The following is a 19,471-nucleotide window of genomic DNA, read 5'->3' on the forward strand; positions in this document are numbered from 1 at the left end:
CGAGGCTGCGGGGGGAAAACGGGCGATTCCCTGCGGGATAGCTGCGCTTCACGGCTGCGAGGGGTTTTTCCGGTTAACTGTTGAGGAGTTTTGCCAAAATGCGATCGCCACAATTAAACGAGTTATATAGCAATCCTTGCAGGAGTCGTAAATTTTTACCCCACCCCAACCCTCCCCGAACCCGCTGGGAGTCCGTAAGAAATTCACAAATGATGCGAGGATTGCTATATAACTGAAGCATTAAGATTTCTTTCTCATCCTTTTGTGGGACGCTCTTTTAGGCAGTCGCTTAATTTCACTTTCTCCTCCTTGAACTTCTACTTTTTTGATATTTTCTTCTACTTCTTCTCTAATTTCAAAATCAACCATTTCAACATCGCTATCGCTAATTTCTTCCTCTTCCTCAATCTCCTCCGAATTCTGTTGATTTGCGATTAACTGCACCGCTAACCCAGAAGCTTGAACCGACAATTCTTCGATTTTTTCATTAATTTCAACTTCTCCAATCCGATGCTCAATTTCCGCCGCCGCTAAATCTTCCTCCGAAGCCGGAAAATCATCAAGTTCTTGACTAATTTCAGTTTCTGTGATTTCCTTGTCTACTAGCTGCATTGATAACTGCTGCTTTTCCCTTGACAATTCATCAACCTTAGTCACAAGCATTCTAATCTGTTCGTTGAGAATGCGAATTTCTCGGTTTTGCTGTTGAATCATTTCTTCGGCATCAGCAAGAGTTCGATTTCTCTCTAATATCACCTCATTTTTAGTTTCTAATTCCAAAGCGCTCATAGCAGCTTTAATTACATTATAAAAATGCGGCTTAGATACATCAACTTGTTTAGCATTATGGCGGCTTTTCCCCAAAAGTCCAATCTTTTCTCCTTGCTTAACAGCCAAAACAAAACCTTGATGATTTTTAATTTTTAATTCTTTGACAAAATCAACTTGAACTAAACTGCAAATATATTTGTGACAGTCAAAATAAAATTCTGCTTTCATCAAAAAGCACCCCTTTCTGCTACAGTCCCGCAGAATTATAGCACGAACAGAGTTTTTGCGGGAAATAAAAATAAATAAATAAATAATTGATAGCCCATTTTGGTCAAAACAAAACTTCATCATGAACCAGACCTTCCGGCAACTCTATCACACCCGCAATCAACTTCCAACAAGGGTCATCTCCCTCCCAATCATTCGGCCGCCAAGGCATACTCAAACTCACTGTTACCAAACAAGGTTTTTGCGGTCGATAGCCCAACTCTAACCATTTGGGACATACTACTACTCATTCTGGAGAATGTCTTGGCTATTGCCATAAATTATATATGGTATGTATAAACATATTACTCGCTATTGCCTTAAAAAAAACAATTATCAAGACTAGATATTATGGAAACGAAAAAAATATTAATTGCCACTAAGACATATCCATCAATTAGTACAAAATACCGAGAAACCGTATGCACAGCGGGAGTTATATTCGATGAGGAAGAAAAACCACTTAAGTGGGTTCACATTTATCCTATTCGCTTCCGACAATTAGATTTCGATCGGCGCTATCCAATTTGCTCTAGTGAAATTGTCCCATCTTCTGCCCGAATTTGGTCGGCTCGATTGGTGATTGTCAGAGTGGCGAAAACTTTTCCCATTGCTTTGTTGGTTTGAGTTTGCATAGCTGTCTCATACTGGATAGTGGGACTGATTACGTCCTTTAATTATAACTTGTGTTGAGGGCGATCGCTCCAATAATGGCATTGAGAAATATTGGCGCGATCGTTGACGGGGATATCAATCTAATTTATAATTATGGAATAGATACTTTTTGTATCTAATAAAAATTAAATTTTAATCATGTCAGCCAAAGATATATTTCACAACACGGTGCGTTCGGCTTTGGAGAAAGATGGATGGACAATTACCCACGACCCTCTGTTTTTACAACCAAGTCAGCGAGCTAAAATGAAGATAGACTTAGGAGCAGAAAAGTTACTTTCGGCTCTTAAGGGCAATCGCCGGATAGCTGTGGAAGTCAAAAGTTTTGTCGGTTTATCGACAATTTCAGAATTCCATACGGCTGTCGGTCAGTTCTTGAACTATCGGATAGCGTTGGAAAAACTGGAACCAGAACGAGTCTTGTATTTGGCTGTACCTGCGGATGTTTATCGCAACTTTTTTACAGATTCGTTTATTCAAGAGGTAATTGAACGGTTGCAAATTAAGTTGTTAGTTTTTGTTGTTGAAAAGCAGGAGATATCGTTATGGACAGACTAGATTACCGCGAAGTAATTGAAAAAATAATTCAGCAACACGCTAGGGAGCAATCTGAAAAAGATTTGGAGAAAGTTGAAGTAGTTTTTGATGCAGAGCGCGATCGCTATTTGTTGTTGTATGTGGGATGGCACGATGAAGAACGAATTCATGGATGTCCGATTCATATCGATATCCAAGATGGAAAAATTTGGATACAGCAAGATTTTACTGAAGAAGGATTAGCTAATCAGTTGGTGGAACTAGGTGTACCGAAAACGGATATTGTTTTAGGATTTCGAGCGCCTTATGTTCGGCAGTTTACAGGATTTGCAGTGGCTTGAGTTTTGATTTTGAAGGGCGATCGCGTAAATTAAGAAACCGGGTTTCTGCCTAAATATTTCGGTGGGATGCAAAAGTTATCGCAGAAACCCGGTTTCTGCCAGAGGTGCGATCGCATAGATTAAGAAACCGGGTTTCTGCCTAAATATTGCGGTGAAATGCAAAAGTTATTGCAGAAACCCGGTTTCTGCCAGAGGTGTGCGATCGCAAATGCTTCTGTTTGTTGAATTTCTTGCCAAGGGCGATCGTGTAGGGTGCTGGGGGCGATCGCGACTCGCTGGTAAAAGGGAGTAAGAGTTTTTGATTTGTTGCAGGATGTTTTGAGAAGACATAATTACCTCTGAGTTTTTGATGAGATTTTCGGGGTTGGGGAAGTGCGCTCTGCGGGTAGGTTGGAGAAAGAGAGGGGGGCAATCGCCTAAGTTTTGGGAAAGGCGATCGCCATATCATCCACGCGATCGCTCTGGCAAGATAGTACAATAGAATTATTGAGTTGAAAAAAACATAAATGACCAGTACATCCAAAAATGAACCAACATTGGTAAATGAGCAACAACTCTGATCGGGACAATACCCAAGAAAACATTCATTCTGCGACCAGCCCCAAAAAATGTTTTGAGATGGAACAAAGGTATGGATGGAAACTAAAGGATATCCGTAAAACTAAAGACAGTATTCTAAAAGTAGATTGCGTTTTTTACGGGAAGCAAACCAGTTTTGAGGACGAACGATATGAGACAGACTTGGATTATTTACAAGAGTAACGATCCCGATGATTTTGGATGGGAAGAGCGCCAGCTTTTACCATCGGAAAGTTTAACAAGTATCCTTTCTGAGGAATGGCATTATTCTACCACTCCTGAAATTCCCAAAGTAGGCGATCGCGTTAGGGAATATGCCAATATTAAAGATCCAGGTAATGGGGTGACTCACGGACGAGATGGCGATTGGTTGGTGGCACGGGTTTGCCAATTCGCTAGCTTTGATACTGAGGAGCGGATTGTGGTTTGTTACTGCCAGTATCAGCCAATTGATGCCCGATGGGAGGAATTGCGGCGCGGAACTGCTGTCGATGAAATTCTGGAAGAGTCACATCAGACAGTATAAGTCAGTGCGATCGCTCGTGTCAACTGAGAGACAATTGGCGGGAAAAATGACGAATAATTGCACCTAAAAATGGGGGGCGATCGCACTTCGAGCGGGGATTGGGTAATTGGCAAATAAATCATCTTTATCTGTTGAGATAGTTGCTTGGCGATCGCAAATGCTTCTGTTTGTTGAATTTCTTGCCAAGGGCGATCGTGTAGGGTGCTGGGGGCGATCGCGACTTGCTGGTAAAAGGGAGTGGGAGTTTTTGATTTGTTACAGGATGTTTTGAGAAGACATAATTACCTCTGAGTTTTTGATGAGATTTGAGGCAGGTTGGGGAAGTGCGATCGCTCTTTGGGTAGGTTGGAGAAAGAGATGGGTTTGTGAGGAGTGTTCGCGCGATTTTTTATCAACTGCCAGTGGAAGCCAGGGTTTTTTGTTGCGGTTTGCGTTTCGTCCGCATTTTGGCAATAAAAGCACTAAACGCCAATCCACCTAATACAGTAGAAGGTTCGGGTACGGATTCGGAAACGGCTGCGGGTGTCGTTGAAATAGTGGCATCCAAACCCGTCGAGTCGGTCCAGTAAGTCTGGTTGCTGCCATAACCAACAGCAAAATCAATCGTGTCACCAGCTTGAACCGTCCCAGCCGTCGCAAATGACTTGGTACTAGAAGCACCAAAGCCGTTAATCAAGTTACTGAAAAGTACAATATTGTTATGAAGAACGTGAACATCTGTTGTAGTCGGCCCAACATGATCGAGGCCGGTAAACATTGTAGCAAGTGAGTAGGTTGCCGCTTCAGGCGCAATCCAGCGGACAATGCTATATTCTCCGTAATAACCGGGGTGAAAGTTTAATTCATTGGGTTGGTACGTTATTGTCGGATGAGAATTGTCTACAGTTGCAGTTGAGTTGTGGCTGACAGCAGGCGACCCAGTATTTGCAGAATCGTACCACGCGTCGATGGTAGGAGTCGCCTTTCCTACGTTGCTATACAGGTTGAAGTTAGACCCAAGGCTTGATGACCAGCCGTAGCGCCAAGCGCCATTGGGGTTATTGGTTGGGGAAAAGTCAGATGCGGCGTTGAAAATGGCAGAGAAACTGGGTTTAGGGGCCATACCCAAGATGAAAGCCGCCATCAACATAATTTTGGTTTTTTTGAGAAGAGACATATAAATTCCTTCAGATAAGTTTTGAACGATTATTCCTCTAATCTCTAAGTTTTGTTAAGGCGATCGCACAAGCGTAGAAATAGAGGGTTGGCGAGAGAGCGAGCGCTTACCAGGTATGTTGGCAAAAGAAAGGAATGAGCGCTCTTAGCTATTCTAACTCAGGATAATCTCATTCAGTAGGCTGGCGATCGCAAATGTTTCTGTTTGTTGAAATTCTTGCTAAGGGCGATCGTGGGTCGTGCATCAAAGAACTGTGGGGTAGAGAGCCAAGTCGTTCCAAGTCCATCTGCGCTCTGTTAATCCCGCTCTCTGCGCCGCCGTTGTTCCTAAACGATGATGAACCCAAATCCAGTTGACATAGCTGACCACCAGCCTGTTGATCACCTTTGTCTGTTCCCAAATTTTGGCAAATTTATTCTGTCGCCGATGCCATCGCCCTGTTTGTTGTCGCACAATCGCTTCCCTTATCTTTAAAGACCTTATGAACCGGGCTCTATAACTAGATTAAAAGTGCAGGGAAGTCCGCCTCCCTCTCTCATATAAATTGGATTTACAAACTTTAATAATTGTCAAATACGTGCTTTGCTTTTTTGGCATTATGCTAATATTTTAGCACACTAAGTACGGAAAAAATGAATATTTTTACTTTTATATGTAAGGTGAACAGCGCGCACCTTGCCGCTATAAGTACCGCGTCAAACTATAGAAAACATCTCCTTATTTCTTTCTCATCCTTCTCTGCGATCCTCTTTTAAGCAGTCGCTTAATTTCAGTTTCGCCTTCTTGAAATTCTACTTCTTCTCTAATTTCTAAATCGACACTTTTAACATCGCTTCCGGTCATTTCTTCCTCTTTCTCACTTCCCTGAGAATCCCGTAGATTTTCTATTAACTGCACGTCCAACCCAGGATTTTGAATCGGCAATTGTGCGATTTCTTGACTAATTTCAGATTCTCCAATTCCATTCTCAATTTCCGCCGCCACTAAATCTTCCTCCGAAGCGGGAACATCATCAATTTCTTGACTAATTTCAGTTTCTCTGATTTCCTTCTCTACTAGCTGCATGGATAACTGCTGCTTTTCCATTGACAATTGCTCAACCCGAGCCGCAAGGATTCTAATCTGTTCGTTGAGAATGCGAATTTCTCGGTTTTGCTGCTGAATGAGTTCTTCGGCATCAGCAATAGTTCGATCTCTATCTAATATCAACTCATTTCTAGTTTCTAATTCCAAAGCGCTCATTGCCGCTTTAATCACATTATAAAAATGCGACTTAGATACATCAACTTGTTTAGCATTATGGCGGCTTTTACCCAAAAGTCCAATCTTTTCTCCTTGCTTAACTGCCAAGACAAAACCTTGATGATTTTTAATTTTTAATTCTTTGACAAAATCAACTTGAACTAAACTGCAAATATATTTGTGACAGTCAAAATAAAATTCTGCTTTCATCAAAAAGCGCCCCTTTCTGCTACAGTCCCGCAGAATTATAGCACGAACAACGTTAAAACTCGAACAAAATTTATAAAAATAGGGTGGGCGCGGAGGGCTGTACCGTAATTTATAAATGTATGCGATGTCAAGAGTTGCTAAGAACGTATGCGAAAAATCGTTTGACGCGCTACTTCTAGCAGTAATAGGCCCCTTGCGCACCCTACAAAGTTAGGTTTTGCGTGCCGGAAAGTAAATATTTTAACTAAGCAAAATCCGCTACTAACAACAAATTTTATAAATTAATTAATTGCTTTTTTTGCTGATATAAGCGATTTCCAATCCGTGACGATAATAAGCTGTTTCTAAATCAACTATTTCCTGTTTAACTTGAGGCTCTAATTCAAACAAGCTTAGCTGAATTGGCTCATTATTTTTTTTTTCTTTGTTAAACTTGCTCAAAAGTCTTTCTTCTAAATGCTGGTGCGATTCTAAATTGCCATCTGACAGAATGTGATTAATTTGTAAATTAAATTCTCTGACTTTGTGGCAGACTAAAATAGTCCGATGACAAGTAATCGGGTCTTTTTCCGCACACATTAAACTGATTTTATAATTGGCTGCGTTTTTGAGCAAGCGCTGAATTCCTTGGGAAAATAGAGGAGTGGCTGCTATGCGATCGTATAAAGCTTTACCGCTAGTATCGTAACAGCTTAAATCTTCGGGTCTGGCGCCCAACTCTTTGCCTAAAAAAATATATTGAATACTGGCCCTTGACAGAGAAACTGTAATTTCCGATTTATTAAAATGAGGTAAATAGCGGCTGAAAGGATGCGATCGCACGTCCGCAACCGCCGTAATTCCGTGTTGTTGCAGCAGCAAAACAAACGCTTCAATACTCAGATTGGAGTGCCCGATCGTAAATAATTCCATTGCTTCGATCTTACTATTCAGTCTTTGCCTTGCGAAGGAGAGTTTGTGCAGTCCGATGGTTTCAACCTCTAGACTTCAACCTGTGGGTTTTTTCAGGAACTTTTGAATCACAAGTTGCAAAGCCAGCAGCATCAAACCCAAAGACGCAAAAGCAAAAACACCCGCACCCAAAGCGACAATCCCCATTACTAAAGTTCGCACAGCCCCCGCAATATTAATCGCAGTCACATTGTCAGAATGAATGGGCTTATTAGCAAAAGTTTGGACGATCGACAAAGTTAGCGCGTACAACGCCGCCGCAAACCCGCCCGCGATCAGCGAACCCATCACGCACCGCAAAATGGTCGGCGGTTCAGAAGATGCAGAGGTTGCATCTCCAGCCGAACTCAGAGGTTTAGAAGTAGAATTTGGATTAGTTAAATCAGCCATTGCGATTTTAGATTTTAGATTTTAGATTTTAGGTTTCTGGTTAATTTACCAAAACTAAAATCAGTGTTTCATGCCATTTTATCAGTTCTTTGATCTCAATAGACTCTGCGGAAAGTTAGATTAATCTTGACCATCGCCTGTGAGACGCGTTTAAGGGGCGATCGCGATCGCACCATCCGCAAGTTACACCCTCGAAATCGGCGGTTTCGTATCATTTCCCTCCGAAAAAATCCGAATTCCAGTATTGCTAAACTTTGCTACCCAAAAATCTAAATCGGGAGAAGCGATCGCACTTTTAACCCGTTCCAAAATCTGCTGAGCCTGCTCTGGAGACTCCGCCAGCGCAAACACAGTCGGCCCGGAACCCGACATCATCGTTCCCAAAACCCCCGCCGACTCAAAAGCCTGCTGCAACTGCAACACCTGCGGGTACACAGGTAAAGCAACTTTTTCTAAATCGTTGTGCAGCAATTCACCAATTTTTGATCGATCTTTTTGGGCGATCGCCCCCACCATCGGCCCCGAATGTAGCCGTTCCCGGCGGCAATCCAAATCCTGGGCTGCACAATAGGAACTACTGAACTGCTGGCGATAAGTTTGATACGCCCACGCCGTAGAAATACTGAGATTGCGGTACTTTGCCAGCACCACAGATAAACCGCCCAAATCCGGCAGTGGCGACAGTTTATCCCCGCGGCCGGTTGCCAAAGCCGTACCTCCAGTAATGCAAAAAGGCACATCCGAACCCAAAGTTCCTCCCAACTCTTGCAACTCCGACTGAGTAAGTCCCAATTGCCACAGCAAATCCATCCCGACTAAAACCGCAGCCGCATTTGCAGAACCGCCGGCGAGCCCCGCCGCCACCGGAATCTGCTTGTGAATGGCAATCTCGACTCCGCCGTATTTCGCCAAAGCATCGGGGAATTGCTTCGCCAACAAATCCGCCGCCCGGTAAGCCAGGTTATTCTTATCAGGAGGGACTTGGGGGTGATCGCAGCGCACGCGGATCGTGTCCGTACCGATCGCGCGCAAGTCAATTCGATCGGCTAAATCTATGCTTTGAAGTACCATCGCCAGTTCGTGATATCCGTCGGGGCGATCGCCTATGATTTCCAGATACAGATTGATTTTTGCTGAAGCTAGTAGAGAATATGAACGCATAGGTGATTAAGCCGCGGGTGAAAGAAACCCCTGGTTGAAATTAATTGACACCAGTCCGAGTCCATTTTCTCACAACTCAAAGGAAATATTATGCAGGAAATGTGGAAAACTTTTTTTAGTTCAGGGTCATTTATTCCTCACGGTCACTGCTATCTCTGGCATACCCCGTTAGTCTGGCTTCACGTTGCCTCAGATTCTATAATTGCACTGGCGTATTTTTCCATCCCGATTACATTGGTTTATTTTATTTCCAAACGTGAAGATTTGCCCTTTGATTGGATCTTTGCCCTGTTTGGGGCCTTTATCGTCGCCTGTGGCATCACTCACCTCTTTGAACTCTGGACACTTTGGCATCCTACCTATTGGCTTTCAGGAACAATGAAAGCAATTACTGCCCTTATTTCATTTGCTACTGCCATACTTTTGGTAGACTTAATGCCTCAAGCCTTAGCACTTCCCAGTCCCGCACAGTTAGAATCCGCCAACCGACTCCTAGAAGCTGAAATTGTTGAGCGCCAATTAGCAGAAGCTGCCCTACAAAAAGCTAAAGAAGAATTAGAAATTCGAGTTGAGGAACGCACCGCAGAGTTACAGTCTCAAACTCAACATTTAGCATTTGCCAACCGACTCCTAGCAGCGGAAATTGTCGAGCGCCAATTAGCAGAAGCTGCACTACAAAAAGCTAAAGAAGAATTAGAAATGCGAGTAGAGGAACGCACGGCAGAGTTACAGTTTCAAACTCAACAGCTAGAACAAGCATTGTCTGAATTGAAGCAGGCTCAATCCAACCTAATTCACAGCGAAAAAATGTCCTCTTTAGGGCAATTGGTCGCTGGGATTGCTCATGAAATCAACAATCCGATTAACTTTATTTACGGCAATATTACTCACACCCGCCAGTATGCAAATAGTCTGCTAGAACTGGTGAATCTCTATCAAGAGCAGTATCCGAATCCCCTACCCATAGTTCAAGAAAAAATCAATTCTGTAGATCTATATTTTATCAGTTCTGACCTGCCAAAAATATTAACTTCTATGAAAAACGGCGCCGAGCGAATTTTTGGTATTGTGAAGTCGCTGCGAATTTTTTCTCGCCATGACGAAGCAGAAATGAAAGTAGCCGACATTCATGAAGGAATTGACAGCACACTGATGATTTCGCAAAGTCGATTGAATGCTAAGCCCGGTTTGTCGAGCATTCAAGTTATCAAAGAATATGGCAATTTACCGAAAATAGAGTGCTATCCCGGACAGCTAAATCAAGTATTTATGAATATCATCGCTAATGCTATAGATGCTTTAGAAGACGACAGCCACAGCGAATCGATTGCAGCCAATGAAGCTAATCCCAGCATCATCAAAATTGCTACTAAACTTTTAGACAGTGAAGTGGTAGAAATCCGAATTAGCAACAACGGGCCAGAAATAAAAGAAGCGGCGATGAAGCAGTTATTTAATCCATTTTTTACCACTAAACCAGTAGGTAAAGGCATGGGATTGGGTTTATCGATCGGCTATCAAATTATCACAGTAAGACATCAAGGCGAATTGCAGTGTATTTCTGCACCGGGGAAAGGTGCGGAATTTATTATTAAAATTCCGATTAGGCTGCAATAAACTTTTAAAAATCCACAACAAACCTAAATGCAACAATTTGTAGTCATGCCGAAGAGTCCTTATTTATAAAAAAACAGCAGATCCAGATCCCAGACTTATTTAACAATTCGAGTATCTATAGCGGTTCTCAAGCGTGGTGAGGTATGCCCTATTTGGCCGATGCCCTATTTGGCCGATGCCCGATGCCCAATCCCCGATGCCCGATGCCCAATCCCCGATGCCCGATGCCCGATGCTTTATGTTACTGAGAAAAACTATAACAGAATCGTTAACTTCAAACCTCGCACATAATATTATTACTCAAATTTACCCATTGCTCCACGCTTAAATCTTCAGCGCGAGATTGAGGATTTATTTGTAACTCTTCTAGCAATTGAACGAGTTTATCTAAATCCACAGCCCCTTTCAAATTATTTCGCAGCATCTTGCGCTTGCTACCAAATCCCAACTTAACTAAATTCTCCAAATAGCGCGGATTAACCGCCGCAGTTTCTATCTGTCTGGGAAGCAGCCGCACCACGGCGGAATCGACTTTTGGCGGCGGAAAAAAGTCTTTAGAGGGCACATCGCAAATTAACTCGCATTCTGCTAAATACTGCACCCGCACCGACAAAGCGCCAAAAGCTGTCGAACCCGGTTTAGCGTAAAGCCTTTGGGCCACTTCTTTCTGCACTAAGAGCACGATCGAATCGAAGGGTTTAGCAGCAGGAACAGATATCGTTCCCAGCAGTTTTTGCAGGATAGGTCCGGTAATATTATAAGGAATATTGGCAACAACTTTATTGGGATTTTGGAATTTGGGAAAGGCTGTTAGTTCAGCCTCTAAGTCCATTTCCAGGAAGTCGCCTTGCAGCAGTAAAAAATTGTCGGTTTTGCCGAGTTGTTTGGCTAGCTTGAGACACAAATCTCGATCGATCTCCACAGCAACAACAGACTCAGCCGCAGGCAGCAAACGCCGAGTCAAAATCCCCGTACCCGGCCCAATTTCCAGGACGCGATCGCCATCCAAAGAAGCCGCTTTCACAATCTTATCTAAGGCTTTCTCACTTTTGAGCCAATGTTGAGCAAACTGTTTCCGGGGTCTGGTCGATCGCATTTTTTGAATTATTGGAGAAATCTTAGCCTGTCATTCTATCACAGCTCAATATCTTTTCCTAACCTACGGTCAATCGATTTGAGATTTGAGATTTTAGATTTGAGATTGAAGCATTGACCCCACGGGTGAATCCGGGGGCTTGTATCCTGGATGCATTCGGTCATGTTTATTTTTGTTAACAGGGGTTGAATTAACCAAAAAACTTGGGCACTATAAAAGGATAAACGATAAAAAATAAATTAATTTCTTCCCAATTACCAATTCCCAAAAAATGCAATTCCAACGAGTATTTGGTACATTACCCCAAACCACAGCCAGCGCACCCGGAAGAGTAAACCTGCTGGGCGAACACACAGACTACAACGATGGATTTGTACTTCCAACTGCGATTCCCCAGTGCACAACAGTAGAAATCGGCTTCAGCAGCGACCCTCTACACCATTTTTATTCAGAAGAATATGACGAACTCATAAATTATTCAGACGAGGATACCATACCGCAACAATTCGTCAGTTATATCTGTGGCTGCCTGAGACTTTTAGAAAAAGAAGGATACAAAGTACCGCCAATAAATCTCTACATTAGCTCGACTGTGCCGATCGGAGCCGGTTTGTCCAGCAGCGCCGCTTTAGAAATAGCAACCCTCAGAGGACTGCGCGCGCTGCTGGATCTCCCCCTAGAAGACGTGCGGCTAGCTCAAATCGGACAGCAAGCCGAAATCCAGTATGCCGGCTTGAACTGTGGCATCATGGATCAAATGGCGTCGAGTTTAGCAGATACCAACACCATGCTATTTATCGACACCCGCAGCCTGGAATGCCGCGCGATACCTTTTCCCCCAAGCACAGAAATTTTAATAATTGACAGTGGCGAAAGCCACAAACTAGCAGCAGGAAGCGGCTACAACCAGCGGCGCGCCGAGTGCGAGGAATCCGCCCGGATATTGGGAGTTAAGGCTCTCAGGGATATCGCCGATCCGCAAGCAGTGGAAGTATTGCCCGAACCCCTCCGGAGGCGAGCGCGCCATGTCGTTACCGAAAACAACCGCGTGCTCGAAGCGGTAAAATCTTTGCCAGCAGAGCGTTTTGGCGAGTTAATGAATGCTTCCCACGCCAGTCAGCGCGACGACTACGAAGTTTCGGTGCCGGCAGTAGACGCGCTCGCGGCCATCTTGCAGTCAATCCCCGGAGTCTTTGGCGCCAGGCTGACGGGCGGAGGTTTTGGCGGTGCTTGCGTAGCGCTGGTGGAGAGTGGGAAAGCCGATGCGATCGCATCAGAGGCGATCGAGCGCTACCAGCGCGCGGGTTATAGCGGTCGCGTTTTGGTTCCCGAAGTTAAAGTTAATTCTTAACGCCAGAACTATCTCCCGACAGGGAAGGCCAGCGCACAGTGACAATAACCGAATCCTCCTCGGCGGACCAATAATGAGGCACTCCCGGCAGCCAGAGAGCATAATCTCCTTCGCGAGACAGCAAGATTTCTTGCTCGGGAAATTGCAGGCGAAACCGCCCTTTTACCAAGATAGAAAGCGTGGTAGCCTGCGCATTTACCGCCCACTGAGTCCTACAATCTCCGGCGGGGTGAGTGCCCCATTTTACCTCTAAAACAGAAGTCGATCGCGCGTCGTCGCCCGGCGTAATAAAGTGACCCGCAAACCACCCGCCGCGACTTGCACCTTCAGCGCCCGCATTTCCAAAAACCACTTCTGAGGACATCAGTTAATCAGGTAAACAACAAATAGCTTGAGATCACAAACTCTACGTTTTTTACTCAAGGACATCCCGCTCGATCGCTCATGCCGTAGGGACACTCCCAGAGTCAATAGGTGTCAACTTAACGTACAACCGAACGTACAACCGAACGTACAACCGATAGTCCGACAGGGGTTGAAACCCCTGCCTCAAAGCTAAAGTCGTCTTCAGACGACTAATGAGTTTTTCAGTCCTCTTTGAGAGGACTTTAGCTATTAGACAGGGAATTCATTCCCTGGCGGACTAACGGGTGGGCGGGAGGACTGGTGGACAAAAAGCTTAAGTTGAAAACCTATGGGCTTGGCCTAAGTCCCTACACTCGCCGGGTCCCTACAAGGGCTTACCACCAAAAGTGCTATACTTACTTGCGGCCCGAAGGTTGACCTTCCGTAGTCGCTATTTCCCCAGCTTCCATAAACTGCTTAAAGCGGCGCAAATCATCTGCAATTTGCTGTTCGGGAGCTTCGCCAAATAGTTTAGCAGCACCAGCAGCAATTGCACCGCCGGGAGGGTTGTATTCGATGACAACTTTTACCTCTGTACCGCGTCCTGCAGGCGCCGGTTGAAAGCGCACAAAACCCGAATTGTCAACATCAGCCCCTTCCACAGACGCCCAAGCAATTAAGCGATTTTCTTCTTCGCGGACAATCTCTGCATCCCATTCCACACTATTGCCCATCGGCGCGCTGGCAATCCAGTGAGAACGTTTTTCATCTATTACCGTGACGTGTTTGAGATGCTTCATAAACCGAGGCAAATTTTCAAAATTGCGCCATAAACGGTACAATTCATCAGCCGGTTTGTCGATCGTCACCGTCTTTTCAACTTTAATGCTTTGATTCGGATCTGCCGCCGACTGCAAACCCTCCACAACCCCCAGCCCGCGCGCCGCTAAACCGCCGCCCGCAACCGCCAGCAAAGCACCTCGCAAAGAACGCTGCGACAAACCAAAAAGCACCAGCGCCCCGCCGCCAATTAAAGATGCCCAGCGTTCGGTATCGCCGCTGCTAGTTTGGTTTTGTTTGTCAGAATTTGTCATTGATGTAGATTCCATTGGTTTAAACCTGGTAAAGTGAAATACCCAAACTAAACGGAATACCGTTATAATTTGGGCTTCGTGTCTCGTCTGCCGTTGCTCTGTTGGGGATATCCATTGCTGAATATTCGTCACCCAAGACGATCCGAGTCTGACACAGCATCTCTGGGTTTTTACACCCTTTATCCCTTCATAGGGAACCCACGCAGAAGTCCTATTTCCTAAGACCAAAAACTATGTTCGTACAACAAACTTGGATTGTATTTCACATGTTTGACGTATCCCAATAACCAGCGGTCTGTTCTTTCCCCCTTTCTCTCGCAGTTGTCCGAGGCCAAGCATATAACTGCTACTGTAGCCTGTTGTTTGCAGTCGAGTGGGTGGGTCGCAACCATTTATATCTTACAGGTTTTTTTGCTAGAGAAACAGTAAATTGTCGCTCTTTTTCATAGACATTGCTTGGCTTATATCCCGACGCCCAATTGAGTACAATTACAGCGCGGGACTGTAAGCCGTACACTCAATCAGCCTCACTTCCTTTTTACTGAGAGCTAAAACATAAAATAAATTATTTCCTGTCAGCATAGGCATCAGCGGTTTGACGTGAAAATTGTCGCTCACAACCACTAATTCATCAAAATTCACCGGACAGGTATAGTAGCGGAAAAATCCCGAACCGACAAAAATCGCCAGCAGGTTGCTTTGATTTTCCCAAAAGTTTTCCTGGTCAACTTCTGCTCGGACTGGCTCTAGCAATTGGGCAGCTTCTTTTTTGTCAAATCCGTACTCTACTATTTTGTCTTCAGCCTCTCTGATTAAATTTTTGAACCGAATCGGATTTTGTTGAATTTCTGTTCCTTGAGCGACTGGCATATAAATTGATACGCACAATCCCGGAGATTGTTGTACCAGTGCTTTGAGTTCCTCTGCCGATATTAAGTTCACCGCTGAAACTCTTTTTCTAATAAGGGGTTGTGTAATGAAAACAACCGATTCTTTAAAATGTATCTCTCCTGACGCGACTCCTGCGTCTGCCTAAAGTAATGATCGGCTGCTGTAGAGCCTTTCCTCCCCGGACTAAAACGGGGTTTCCAGCCGCTGTTCCAATCGAACTGCTTATGACCTAAGATAGACGGCGCTAACTCGGCCGCTACTTTACCATAATTTACTTTAGTCGGCTTCCACTACTCGTTATATCTGATGAAAACAAAAATGTTTCTGGGGTTGCTGTGGGCAATATTTATTGCCTACACCTTGCTGCTAGCTCCTCTCGATCGGCCCGAAACGCTACCACTTATTGCAAAAATGCTCAAATTGCAGCTAGAAGGAATCAACCCCTACCTTGTCACTATATTCGCTCTCATGGGAGTGTGGCCGATGGTCTACGCTTGCCTCCTATTCATTGATGAGAGAACCCAAAATATATCCGCTGGGCCTGCTTTCATCGCTTCCAACGGCGCGGGTATCATCGGCTTAATTCCCTACTTACTCCTCCGCCAGCCCCAGCCACAATTTTCCGGCCGCAAAGATATGTTGCTCAAAATATCAGACTCCCGCTGGACAGGCATTGTACTTTTACTAACTACTATCTGGCTGTTAGCTTGGGCTTGGTTAAATGGAGATTGGGGAGATTATGTCAGGCAGTGGCAATCAATTCCTTTTGTGCATTTAATAACTTGGGATTGTTGCTTGATGGCTGTAATATTTCCCTCACTTTTGGGAGACGACATGGCACGCCGCGGACTCTCGGACGATCGCATTTTTTGGGCAGTCTCTCTACTTCCGCTGTTAGGGCCGCTAGTTTATCTTTGTCTGCGCCCCCCTCTGCCAGAATCTGCAACCGAAATCCCTACTTTCCCACTAACAGCCCGAAATTGAAACATTGAAAAATTTTATTCCCTGGGTTAAGGCTAACTGTCACTCGTTGTAGCTGTAGGGTGCGGCCGCCTGCATCATAATCTCGATTTTCCAAGGTTTTATAAGGTCACTCTATGGAGCCAAATGATACATCGGCCCGCTACGACCGAATTGCCCAATGGTGGCAAACTGAGCATCAAGATTCAACCTACGGGATTGCCCAATTAGAACGGGCGATAAAATTTACTTCTAAGCAGCACGCAGCACTTGATGTCGGGTGTGGAAGTAGCGGACGTTTTATTAACAGTTTATCCAAGCATGGATTTCAGCCTGAAGGACTTGATATTTCTAGCGAAATGATCGATTTAGCCCAGCAGCTACATCCAGAAATCACGTTTTACCGCGAAGACATTTGTGATTGGCTGCCGCCGAAACTTTACAGCCTGATTGCAGCGTGGGATAGCACGTTTCATCTGCCAATCAACAAGCAAGCGCCTGTGATACAAAAGCTATGCGATGCGCTTGAACCTAATGGAGTGATCCTGTTCACTTGTGGCGGCGGACATACAAGCAGCGAGGTTTCGGGAGCATTTCAAGGTCAAGACTTTGATTACAGCACTTTGGGTGTAGATACTTTCCTGCAAATTCTGGTTCAGCATCATTGCACCTGCCGCCATCTCGAATATGACCAGTATCCTGAAAATCATGTTTATATAATTGCCCAAAAGACCTAATTTATCATTCGCACCATTAAAGTGTGGGATGTCGCAACTGGTGGCTGTATTAGGACGTTGATGGGCGATCGCTTGTATGAAGGCATGAATATTCTAGGCGCAACGGGATTGACGATCGCTCACAAATCGACATTGAAAGCGTTAGGGGCTTTGATTTGACACTCGATCGAGATTCCGACTCATCTCCAAGGTCAGGCAGCGTTTACGAGATAACGGCAAAATGCAGCGGTGGCAAGTAAGCTTAAACTCAGCACCAAAAGTTTTTGACCCTCCGCTGCCATGACGTGTTAGACACGCCAAGCTTGGCTCTACACTCATTTAACAGGGGGAATAACGAGTAACAGGACTCATTCTACAGTGTCCTAAATTCTGCTGTCTTAGACTATAATATAGTCTGAAGATGTTATTCCACTTGCGTTTCAATAATCATATTTAAAGTTTAGCCTGCTTTACTTAGCAGGACACAGCGCAACTCCCTGACTGTCTACCACACGATACAAGTTACTTCATGGGCAGGTCCAGATGACGACCTGATAGCTCGAAAGGGTTATCAGGTTTTGGGGTTTTAAAGGGTTATAGTAAGCTCCTGAGTTTTCTAGCTGTCTCGTAATGTACGTCAGCTAAAGTCTCTTGAAGGAGAGACGCATATTCGAGGAATCGGGAATGACTTCCAAAACAACCGTGTAGTGTATTGCCATGCACAGACCAGTTTCGGAATTGGTATAAAAGGGTAGGCATATCAAGAGAGTTAGCATTTCCTGCCTGTACTGCTTGCTGGATAGCTCTTGCAGTACGCCCACGAATGTTGTTTGGCAAGTATTTCAGGTAGATAGCTTCCAGTGTTGAGACGGAATGGTTACTGGTGCTGGGCAACCGTGTTGTAATTTGTGTGTTCAGTAGCAGATGAAGTTTCTCCAAGCGTACTGTTGCATTTGGGGGTACAGCACTATTGTACAGAAGAGAAAATGCTGAGTATTCACTGCGATCAGAAGGAGTTCCGAACAAAGACAGCAAATCATTTCGAGTAAAGATTGCATTAAGAGCAAACCACGAGAAGTTAAATCGTAAAAGTTCAATAAACAAATCGTTCTTTTTCGATTTATTGAACCTCTTGCCCATGTAATGAATGTTATCCATCTCTACCGCACGTCTTACCCATTCAGTCGCAACACCTATTCCAATAACTTGGTTTGAGAGCAATGCAGTAAGCCCTTGGGCTGCAATACTTTGTTCTACTTTGTTCGCACACTGTGAATAGACTTTACGTGCATTTAAAAGAGTATCTCTGTGTGGAATTATCATAGTAATTCAATTACATATATATCTCTTATGTCGGTCTAACTTATAATTAGGTCGCCGTTGCGGTACAATACTGCATATAGTCTAAAGATACCGCCTATCGATGATGTATGTCAACCCCCTTCTTAATCCCCATCAGAATCTCCTTTCCTAGATCGATTTCGTCGCACGATTAGACTCAATCACTTAAGCCGTCACACTGAAAAAAGCTATCTTTATTATATTTGGTAAAAGTCAAATTTATGGGTGAAAGAGAGTCGATATAACACTGGGTAGATAAAAAAAAATGAGACATTCATCAGAACTTACTCCGGATTGAATTACTGTAATTATTTGCCCCATATTCGTTGTATAAATTTCAGTATTCAACCGTTCTTCCAACTCCGGTGCATTCTCGCGGCGATCGAATATCACCAACCACCCTTCATCTTGTGCCATATTGACGTCATCCAAGCCGATAATCTCATGGGTGGAGAAGAGACTCGATCGCAGGATCTCGCCCATGGCCAAGCTGCCTTACAAGCTGCTGGATCTCGCTAGTCATTTCATTTCAGGCCCAACCTTCGCGATCGCATTAGTTAATCTCCCGAATGTTTCAAGACGTGCTGCCGAAAATTGCCCAGCAATTTGGTATCTCTAGGGTGGTTGTTCTCAATAAAACTTTTCTCTCAGTTAATTCTCTAAATTCTATGTTGGAAGAACCGTTGGCCAGCAATACCAGTGAAGAAAACTATCTAGTCACCGCTGTGATCTCTCATGTAGTGAAACCGGGGCGCGAGCAAGGTTACGAAGCATGGTTTCATGGCATCGCCGCAGATGCACGAAAATTCAAGGGACATCTGGGTGTCAGCACTATTCGACCCCAGCATCACGCTCATCCTGAGTACGTGGTCATTCTCAAGTTCGATTGCTACGACAATCTCAAGACATGGCTAGAATCTGATGTTCGGCGAGAGTGGATTGAGCGATTGCAGCCATTGATTGAAAAGCCAGAAGATATTCAAACCCTCACCGGATTGGAAACCTGGTTTACGCTGCCCAATAAATCGATGAAGGCTCCACCCCCTCGCTACAAAATGGCGTTAGTTACATGGTTGGGAGTGTTTGTTACCATTTCTATTCTCAATCGTTTGCTGGTACCGCTACTATCACGGCTTCCTGCCTTGCTCACATCTCTGATGATCACAGGTCTCACTGTTATCCTGCTCACCTATTTGGTCATGCCGCGCTTAACACAATTATTTCGCAAATGGCTATATCCCATTCCCTAAAATG

The 19,471-nt window shown here is 44.5% G+C and carries 24 protein-coding genes and 1 pseudogene; 11 read left to right on the forward strand and 14 right to left on the reverse strand.

Annotated elements, in window-relative coordinates; genetic code table 11:
• Positions 1–240: 240 nt before the first annotated feature.
• Complete coding sequence (locus ACUVJL_RS08185) at positions 241–999, reverse strand: hypothetical protein (RefSeq protein WP_445245388.1); 759 nt, start codon at positions 997–999, stop codon at positions 241–243.
• Positions 1,000–1,389: 390 nt separating this feature from the next.
• Between ACUVJL_RS08185 and ACUVJL_RS08190 the strand changes: the two genes are divergently transcribed.
• The 3 genes from ACUVJL_RS08190 (at position 1,390) to ACUVJL_RS08200 (ending at position 2,591) form a co-directional block, all read left to right on the forward strand.
• Positions 1,390–1,665 carry a hypothetical protein gene (locus ACUVJL_RS08190; protein WP_445245389.1) on the forward strand — a complete coding sequence of 92 codons (276 nt, stop codon included), beginning with the start codon at positions 1,390–1,392 and terminating at the stop codon, positions 1,663–1,665.
• A 186-nt stretch (positions 1,666–1,851) separates the two neighbouring features.
• Complete coding sequence (locus ACUVJL_RS08195; RefSeq protein ID WP_445245390.1) at positions 1,852–2,271, forward strand: XisH family protein; 420 nt, start codon at positions 1,852–1,854, stop codon at positions 2,269–2,271.
• Positions 2,259–2,591 (forward strand): XisI protein, encoded by a 333-nt coding sequence (locus tag ACUVJL_RS08200; protein WP_445245391.1) that lies wholly within the window; start codon positions 2,259–2,261, stop codon positions 2,589–2,591. The genes ACUVJL_RS08195 and ACUVJL_RS08200 overlap by 13 nt, the downstream gene beginning before the upstream one ends.
• 139 nt (positions 2,592–2,730) lie before the next feature.
• Here ACUVJL_RS08200 and ACUVJL_RS08205 read toward each other — a convergent pair whose 3' ends face one another.
• Positions 2,731–3,069: a hypothetical protein gene (locus ACUVJL_RS08205; RefSeq protein ID WP_445245392.1), complete on the reverse strand. Its 339-nt coding sequence runs from the start codon at positions 3,067–3,069 to the stop codon at positions 2,731–2,733.
• Between the two features lie 252 nt (positions 3,070–3,321).
• Between ACUVJL_RS08205 and ACUVJL_RS08210 the strand changes: the two genes are divergently transcribed.
• Together ACUVJL_RS08210 and ACUVJL_RS08215 are read left to right on the forward strand one after the other, a co-directional pair.
• Positions 3,322–3,696 (forward strand): hypothetical protein, encoded by a 375-nt coding sequence (locus ACUVJL_RS08210; protein WP_445245393.1) that lies wholly within the window; start codon positions 3,322–3,324, stop codon positions 3,694–3,696.
• 106 nt (positions 3,697–3,802) lie between these two features.
• Positions 3,803–3,967, forward strand: coding sequence for a hypothetical protein (locus tag ACUVJL_RS08215; protein ID WP_445245394.1), 165 nt, complete (start codon positions 3,803–3,805; stop codon positions 3,965–3,967).
• Between the two features lie 120 nt (positions 3,968–4,087).
• On the opposite strand, the gene ACUVJL_RS08220 is transcribed toward ACUVJL_RS08215, so the two are convergent.
• The 6 genes and pseudogenes from ACUVJL_RS08220 to ispE all read right to left on the reverse strand — a co-directional run bounded on the left by ACUVJL_RS08220 (position 4,088) and on the right by ispE (position 8,806).
• The gene (locus tag ACUVJL_RS08220; RefSeq protein ID WP_445245395.1) at positions 4,088–4,852 is read right to left on the reverse strand and encodes a hypothetical protein; all 765 of its coding nucleotides are present in this window, start codon (positions 4,850–4,852) and stop codon (positions 4,088–4,090) included.
• Between the two features lie 243 nt (positions 4,853–5,095).
• Positions 5,096–5,311, reverse strand: a pseudogene (locus tag ACUVJL_RS08225) (IS1 family transposase); the annotation flags it as partial.
• Positions 5,312–5,569: 258 nt separating this feature from the next.
• Entirely contained in the window at positions 5,570–6,304 is a 735-nt protein-coding gene (locus ACUVJL_RS08230) for a hypothetical protein (RefSeq protein ID WP_445245396.1), read from the reverse strand.
• Between the two features lie 285 nt (positions 6,305–6,589).
• Positions 6,590–7,216 carry a DUF488 domain-containing protein gene (locus tag ACUVJL_RS08235; protein ID WP_445245397.1) on the reverse strand — a complete coding sequence of 209 codons (627 nt, stop codon included), beginning with the start codon at positions 7,214–7,216 and terminating at the stop codon, positions 6,590–6,592.
• A gap of 75 nt (positions 7,217–7,291) precedes the next feature.
• Positions 7,292–7,645, reverse strand: coding sequence for a DUF3082 domain-containing protein (locus ACUVJL_RS08240; protein WP_445245398.1), 354 nt, complete (start codon positions 7,643–7,645; stop codon positions 7,292–7,294).
• Between the two features lie 183 nt (positions 7,646–7,828).
• Positions 7,829–8,806, reverse strand: coding sequence for a 4-(cytidine 5'-diphospho)-2-C-methyl-D-erythritol kinase (gene ispE, locus ACUVJL_RS08245; protein ID WP_445245399.1), 978 nt, complete (start codon positions 8,804–8,806; stop codon positions 7,829–7,831).
• A 90-nt stretch (positions 8,807–8,896) separates the two neighbouring features.
• On the opposite strand from ispE, the gene ACUVJL_RS08250 reads away from it, so the two are divergent.
• Entirely contained in the window at positions 8,897–10,423 is a 1,527-nt protein-coding gene (locus ACUVJL_RS08250) for a sensor histidine kinase (protein WP_445245400.1), read from the forward strand.
• Positions 10,424–10,697: 274 nt separating this feature from the next.
• Here the strand turns inward: ACUVJL_RS08250 and rsmA are convergent, their stop codons facing one another.
• Positions 10,698–11,519 (reverse strand): 16S rRNA (adenine(1518)-N(6)/adenine(1519)-N(6))-dimethyltransferase RsmA, encoded by an 822-nt coding sequence (rsmA, locus tag ACUVJL_RS08255; RefSeq protein WP_333133208.1) that lies wholly within the window; start codon positions 11,517–11,519, stop codon positions 10,698–10,700.
• Positions 11,520–11,790: 271 nt separating this feature from the next.
• Between rsmA and galK the strand changes: the two genes are divergently transcribed.
• Positions 11,791–12,870, forward strand: a complete 1,080-nt coding sequence (gene galK / locus ACUVJL_RS08260) for a galactokinase (protein WP_445245401.1) — start codon at positions 11,791–11,793, stop codon at positions 12,868–12,870.
• Here galK and ACUVJL_RS08265 read toward each other — a convergent pair.
• The 3 genes from ACUVJL_RS08265 to ACUVJL_RS08275 all read right to left on the reverse strand — a co-directional run bounded on the left by ACUVJL_RS08265 (position 12,860) and on the right by ACUVJL_RS08275 (position 15,251).
• The gene (locus ACUVJL_RS08265; protein WP_445245402.1) at positions 12,860–13,234 is read right to left on the reverse strand and encodes a signal peptidase I; all 375 of its coding nucleotides are present in this window, start codon (positions 13,232–13,234) and stop codon (positions 12,860–12,862) included. The two genes, galK and ACUVJL_RS08265, sit on opposite strands and share 11 nt — an antisense overlap.
• 397 nt (positions 13,235–13,631) lie before the next feature.
• Positions 13,632–14,309, reverse strand: coding sequence for an SRPBCC family protein (locus ACUVJL_RS08270; RefSeq protein ID WP_445245403.1), 678 nt, complete (start codon positions 14,307–14,309; stop codon positions 13,632–13,634).
• A 489-nt stretch (positions 14,310–14,798) separates the two neighbouring features.
• The gene (locus tag ACUVJL_RS08275) at positions 14,799–15,251 is read right to left on the reverse strand and encodes a hypothetical protein (protein ID WP_445245404.1); all 453 of its coding nucleotides are present in this window, start codon (positions 15,249–15,251) and stop codon (positions 14,799–14,801) included.
• A gap of 255 nt (positions 15,252–15,506) precedes the next feature.
• On the opposite strand from ACUVJL_RS08275, the gene ACUVJL_RS08280 reads away from it, so the two are divergent.
• The 3 genes from ACUVJL_RS08280 to ACUVJL_RS08290 all read left to right on the forward strand — a co-directional run bounded on the left by ACUVJL_RS08280 (position 15,507) and on the right by ACUVJL_RS08290 (position 17,056).
• Positions 15,507–16,184 (forward strand): DUF2834 domain-containing protein, encoded by a 678-nt coding sequence (locus tag ACUVJL_RS08280; RefSeq protein ID WP_445245405.1) that lies wholly within the window; start codon positions 15,507–15,509, stop codon positions 16,182–16,184.
• Between the two features lie 113 nt (positions 16,185–16,297).
• On the forward strand, positions 16,298–16,897 hold the full coding sequence (locus ACUVJL_RS08285; protein WP_445245406.1) for a class I SAM-dependent methyltransferase: 600 nt from the start codon (positions 16,298–16,300) through the stop codon (positions 16,895–16,897).
• A gap of 21 nt (positions 16,898–16,918) precedes the next feature.
• On the forward strand, positions 16,919–17,056 hold the full coding sequence (locus tag ACUVJL_RS08290) for a hypothetical protein (protein ID WP_445245407.1): 138 nt from the start codon (positions 16,919–16,921) through the stop codon (positions 17,054–17,056).
• A 414-nt stretch (positions 17,057–17,470) separates the two neighbouring features.
• Here ACUVJL_RS08290 and ACUVJL_RS08295 read toward each other — a convergent pair whose 3' ends face one another.
• Entirely contained in the window at positions 17,471–18,199 is a 729-nt protein-coding gene (locus tag ACUVJL_RS08295) for a hypothetical protein (RefSeq protein ID WP_445245408.1), read from the reverse strand.
• A gap of 237 nt (positions 18,200–18,436) precedes the next feature.
• Positions 18,437–18,700, reverse strand: a complete 264-nt coding sequence (locus ACUVJL_RS08300) for a hypothetical protein (protein WP_445245409.1) — start codon at positions 18,698–18,700, stop codon at positions 18,437–18,439.
• 86 nt (positions 18,701–18,786) lie between these two features.
• Here ACUVJL_RS08300 and ACUVJL_RS08305 point away from each other — a divergent pair, with 86 nt between their 5' ends.
• Positions 18,787–19,467 (forward strand): antibiotic biosynthesis monooxygenase, encoded by a 681-nt coding sequence (locus tag ACUVJL_RS08305; RefSeq protein WP_445245410.1) that lies wholly within the window; start codon positions 18,787–18,789, stop codon positions 19,465–19,467.
• Positions 19,468–19,471 lie beyond the last annotated feature (4 nt).

Source organism: Microcoleus sp. OTE_8_concoct_300 (genome assembly GCF_031383065.1).
GTDB lineage: Bacteria > Cyanobacteriota > Cyanobacteriia > Cyanobacteriales > Microcoleaceae > Microcoleus.

Excerpts from the sequence above, each read along its gene's own strand:
- ACUVJL_RS08185 (WP_445245388.1), bottom strand. The coding sequence starts at position 999 with ATGAAAGCAGAATTTTATTTTGACTGTCACAAATATATTTGCAGTTTA.
- ACUVJL_RS08190 (WP_445245389.1), top strand. The coding sequence starts at position 1,390 with ATGGAAACGAAAAAAATATTAATTGCCACTAAGACATATCCATCAATT.
- ACUVJL_RS08195 (WP_445245390.1), top strand. The coding sequence starts at position 1,852 with ATGTCAGCCAAAGATATATTTCACAACACGGTGCGTTCGGCTTTGGAG.
- ACUVJL_RS08200 (WP_445245391.1), top strand. The coding sequence starts at position 2,259 with ATGGACAGACTAGATTACCGCGAAGTAATTGAAAAAATAATTCAGCAA.
- ACUVJL_RS08210 (WP_445245393.1), top strand. The coding sequence starts at position 3,322 with ATGAGACAGACTTGGATTATTTACAAGAGTAACGATCCCGATGATTTT.
- ACUVJL_RS08220 (WP_445245395.1), bottom strand. The coding sequence starts at position 4,852 with ATGTCTCTTCTCAAAAAAACCAAAATTATGTTGATGGCGGCTTTCATC.
- ACUVJL_RS08230 (WP_445245396.1), bottom strand. The coding sequence starts at position 6,304 with ATGAAAGCAGAATTTTATTTTGACTGTCACAAATATATTTGCAGTTTA.
- ACUVJL_RS08235 (WP_445245397.1), bottom strand. The coding sequence starts at position 7,216 with ATGGAATTATTTACGATCGGGCACTCCAATCTGAGTATTGAAGCGTTT.
- ACUVJL_RS08240 (WP_445245398.1), bottom strand. The coding sequence starts at position 7,645 with ATGGCTGATTTAACTAATCCAAATTCTACTTCTAAACCTCTGAGTTCG.
- ispE (WP_445245399.1), bottom strand. The coding sequence starts at position 8,806 with ATGCGTTCATATTCTCTACTAGCTTCAGCAAAAATCAATCTGTATCTG.
- ACUVJL_RS08250 (WP_445245400.1), top strand. The coding sequence starts at position 8,897 with ATGCAGGAAATGTGGAAAACTTTTTTTAGTTCAGGGTCATTTATTCCT.
- rsmA (WP_333133208.1), bottom strand. The coding sequence starts at position 11,519 with ATGCGATCGACCAGACCCCGGAAACAGTTTGCTCAACATTGGCTCAAA.
- galK (WP_445245401.1), top strand. The coding sequence starts at position 11,791 with ATGCAATTCCAACGAGTATTTGGTACATTACCCCAAACCACAGCCAGC.
- ACUVJL_RS08265 (WP_445245402.1), bottom strand. The coding sequence starts at position 13,234 with ATGTCCTCAGAAGTGGTTTTTGGAAATGCGGGCGCTGAAGGTGCAAGT.
- ACUVJL_RS08270 (WP_445245403.1), bottom strand. The coding sequence starts at position 14,309 with ATGACAAATTCTGACAAACAAAACCAAACTAGCAGCGGCGATACCGAA.
- ACUVJL_RS08280 (WP_445245405.1), top strand. The coding sequence starts at position 15,507 with ATGAAAACAAAAATGTTTCTGGGGTTGCTGTGGGCAATATTTATTGCC.
- ACUVJL_RS08285 (WP_445245406.1), top strand. The coding sequence starts at position 16,298 with ATGGAGCCAAATGATACATCGGCCCGCTACGACCGAATTGCCCAATGG.
- ACUVJL_RS08295 (WP_445245408.1), bottom strand. The coding sequence starts at position 18,199 with ATGATAATTCCACACAGAGATACTCTTTTAAATGCACGTAAAGTCTAT.
- ACUVJL_RS08300 (WP_445245409.1), bottom strand. The coding sequence starts at position 18,700 with ATGGGCGAGATCCTGCGATCGAGTCTCTTCTCCACCCATGAGATTATC.
- ACUVJL_RS08305 (WP_445245410.1), top strand. The coding sequence starts at position 18,787 with ATGTTTCAAGACGTGCTGCCGAAAATTGCCCAGCAATTTGGTATCTCT.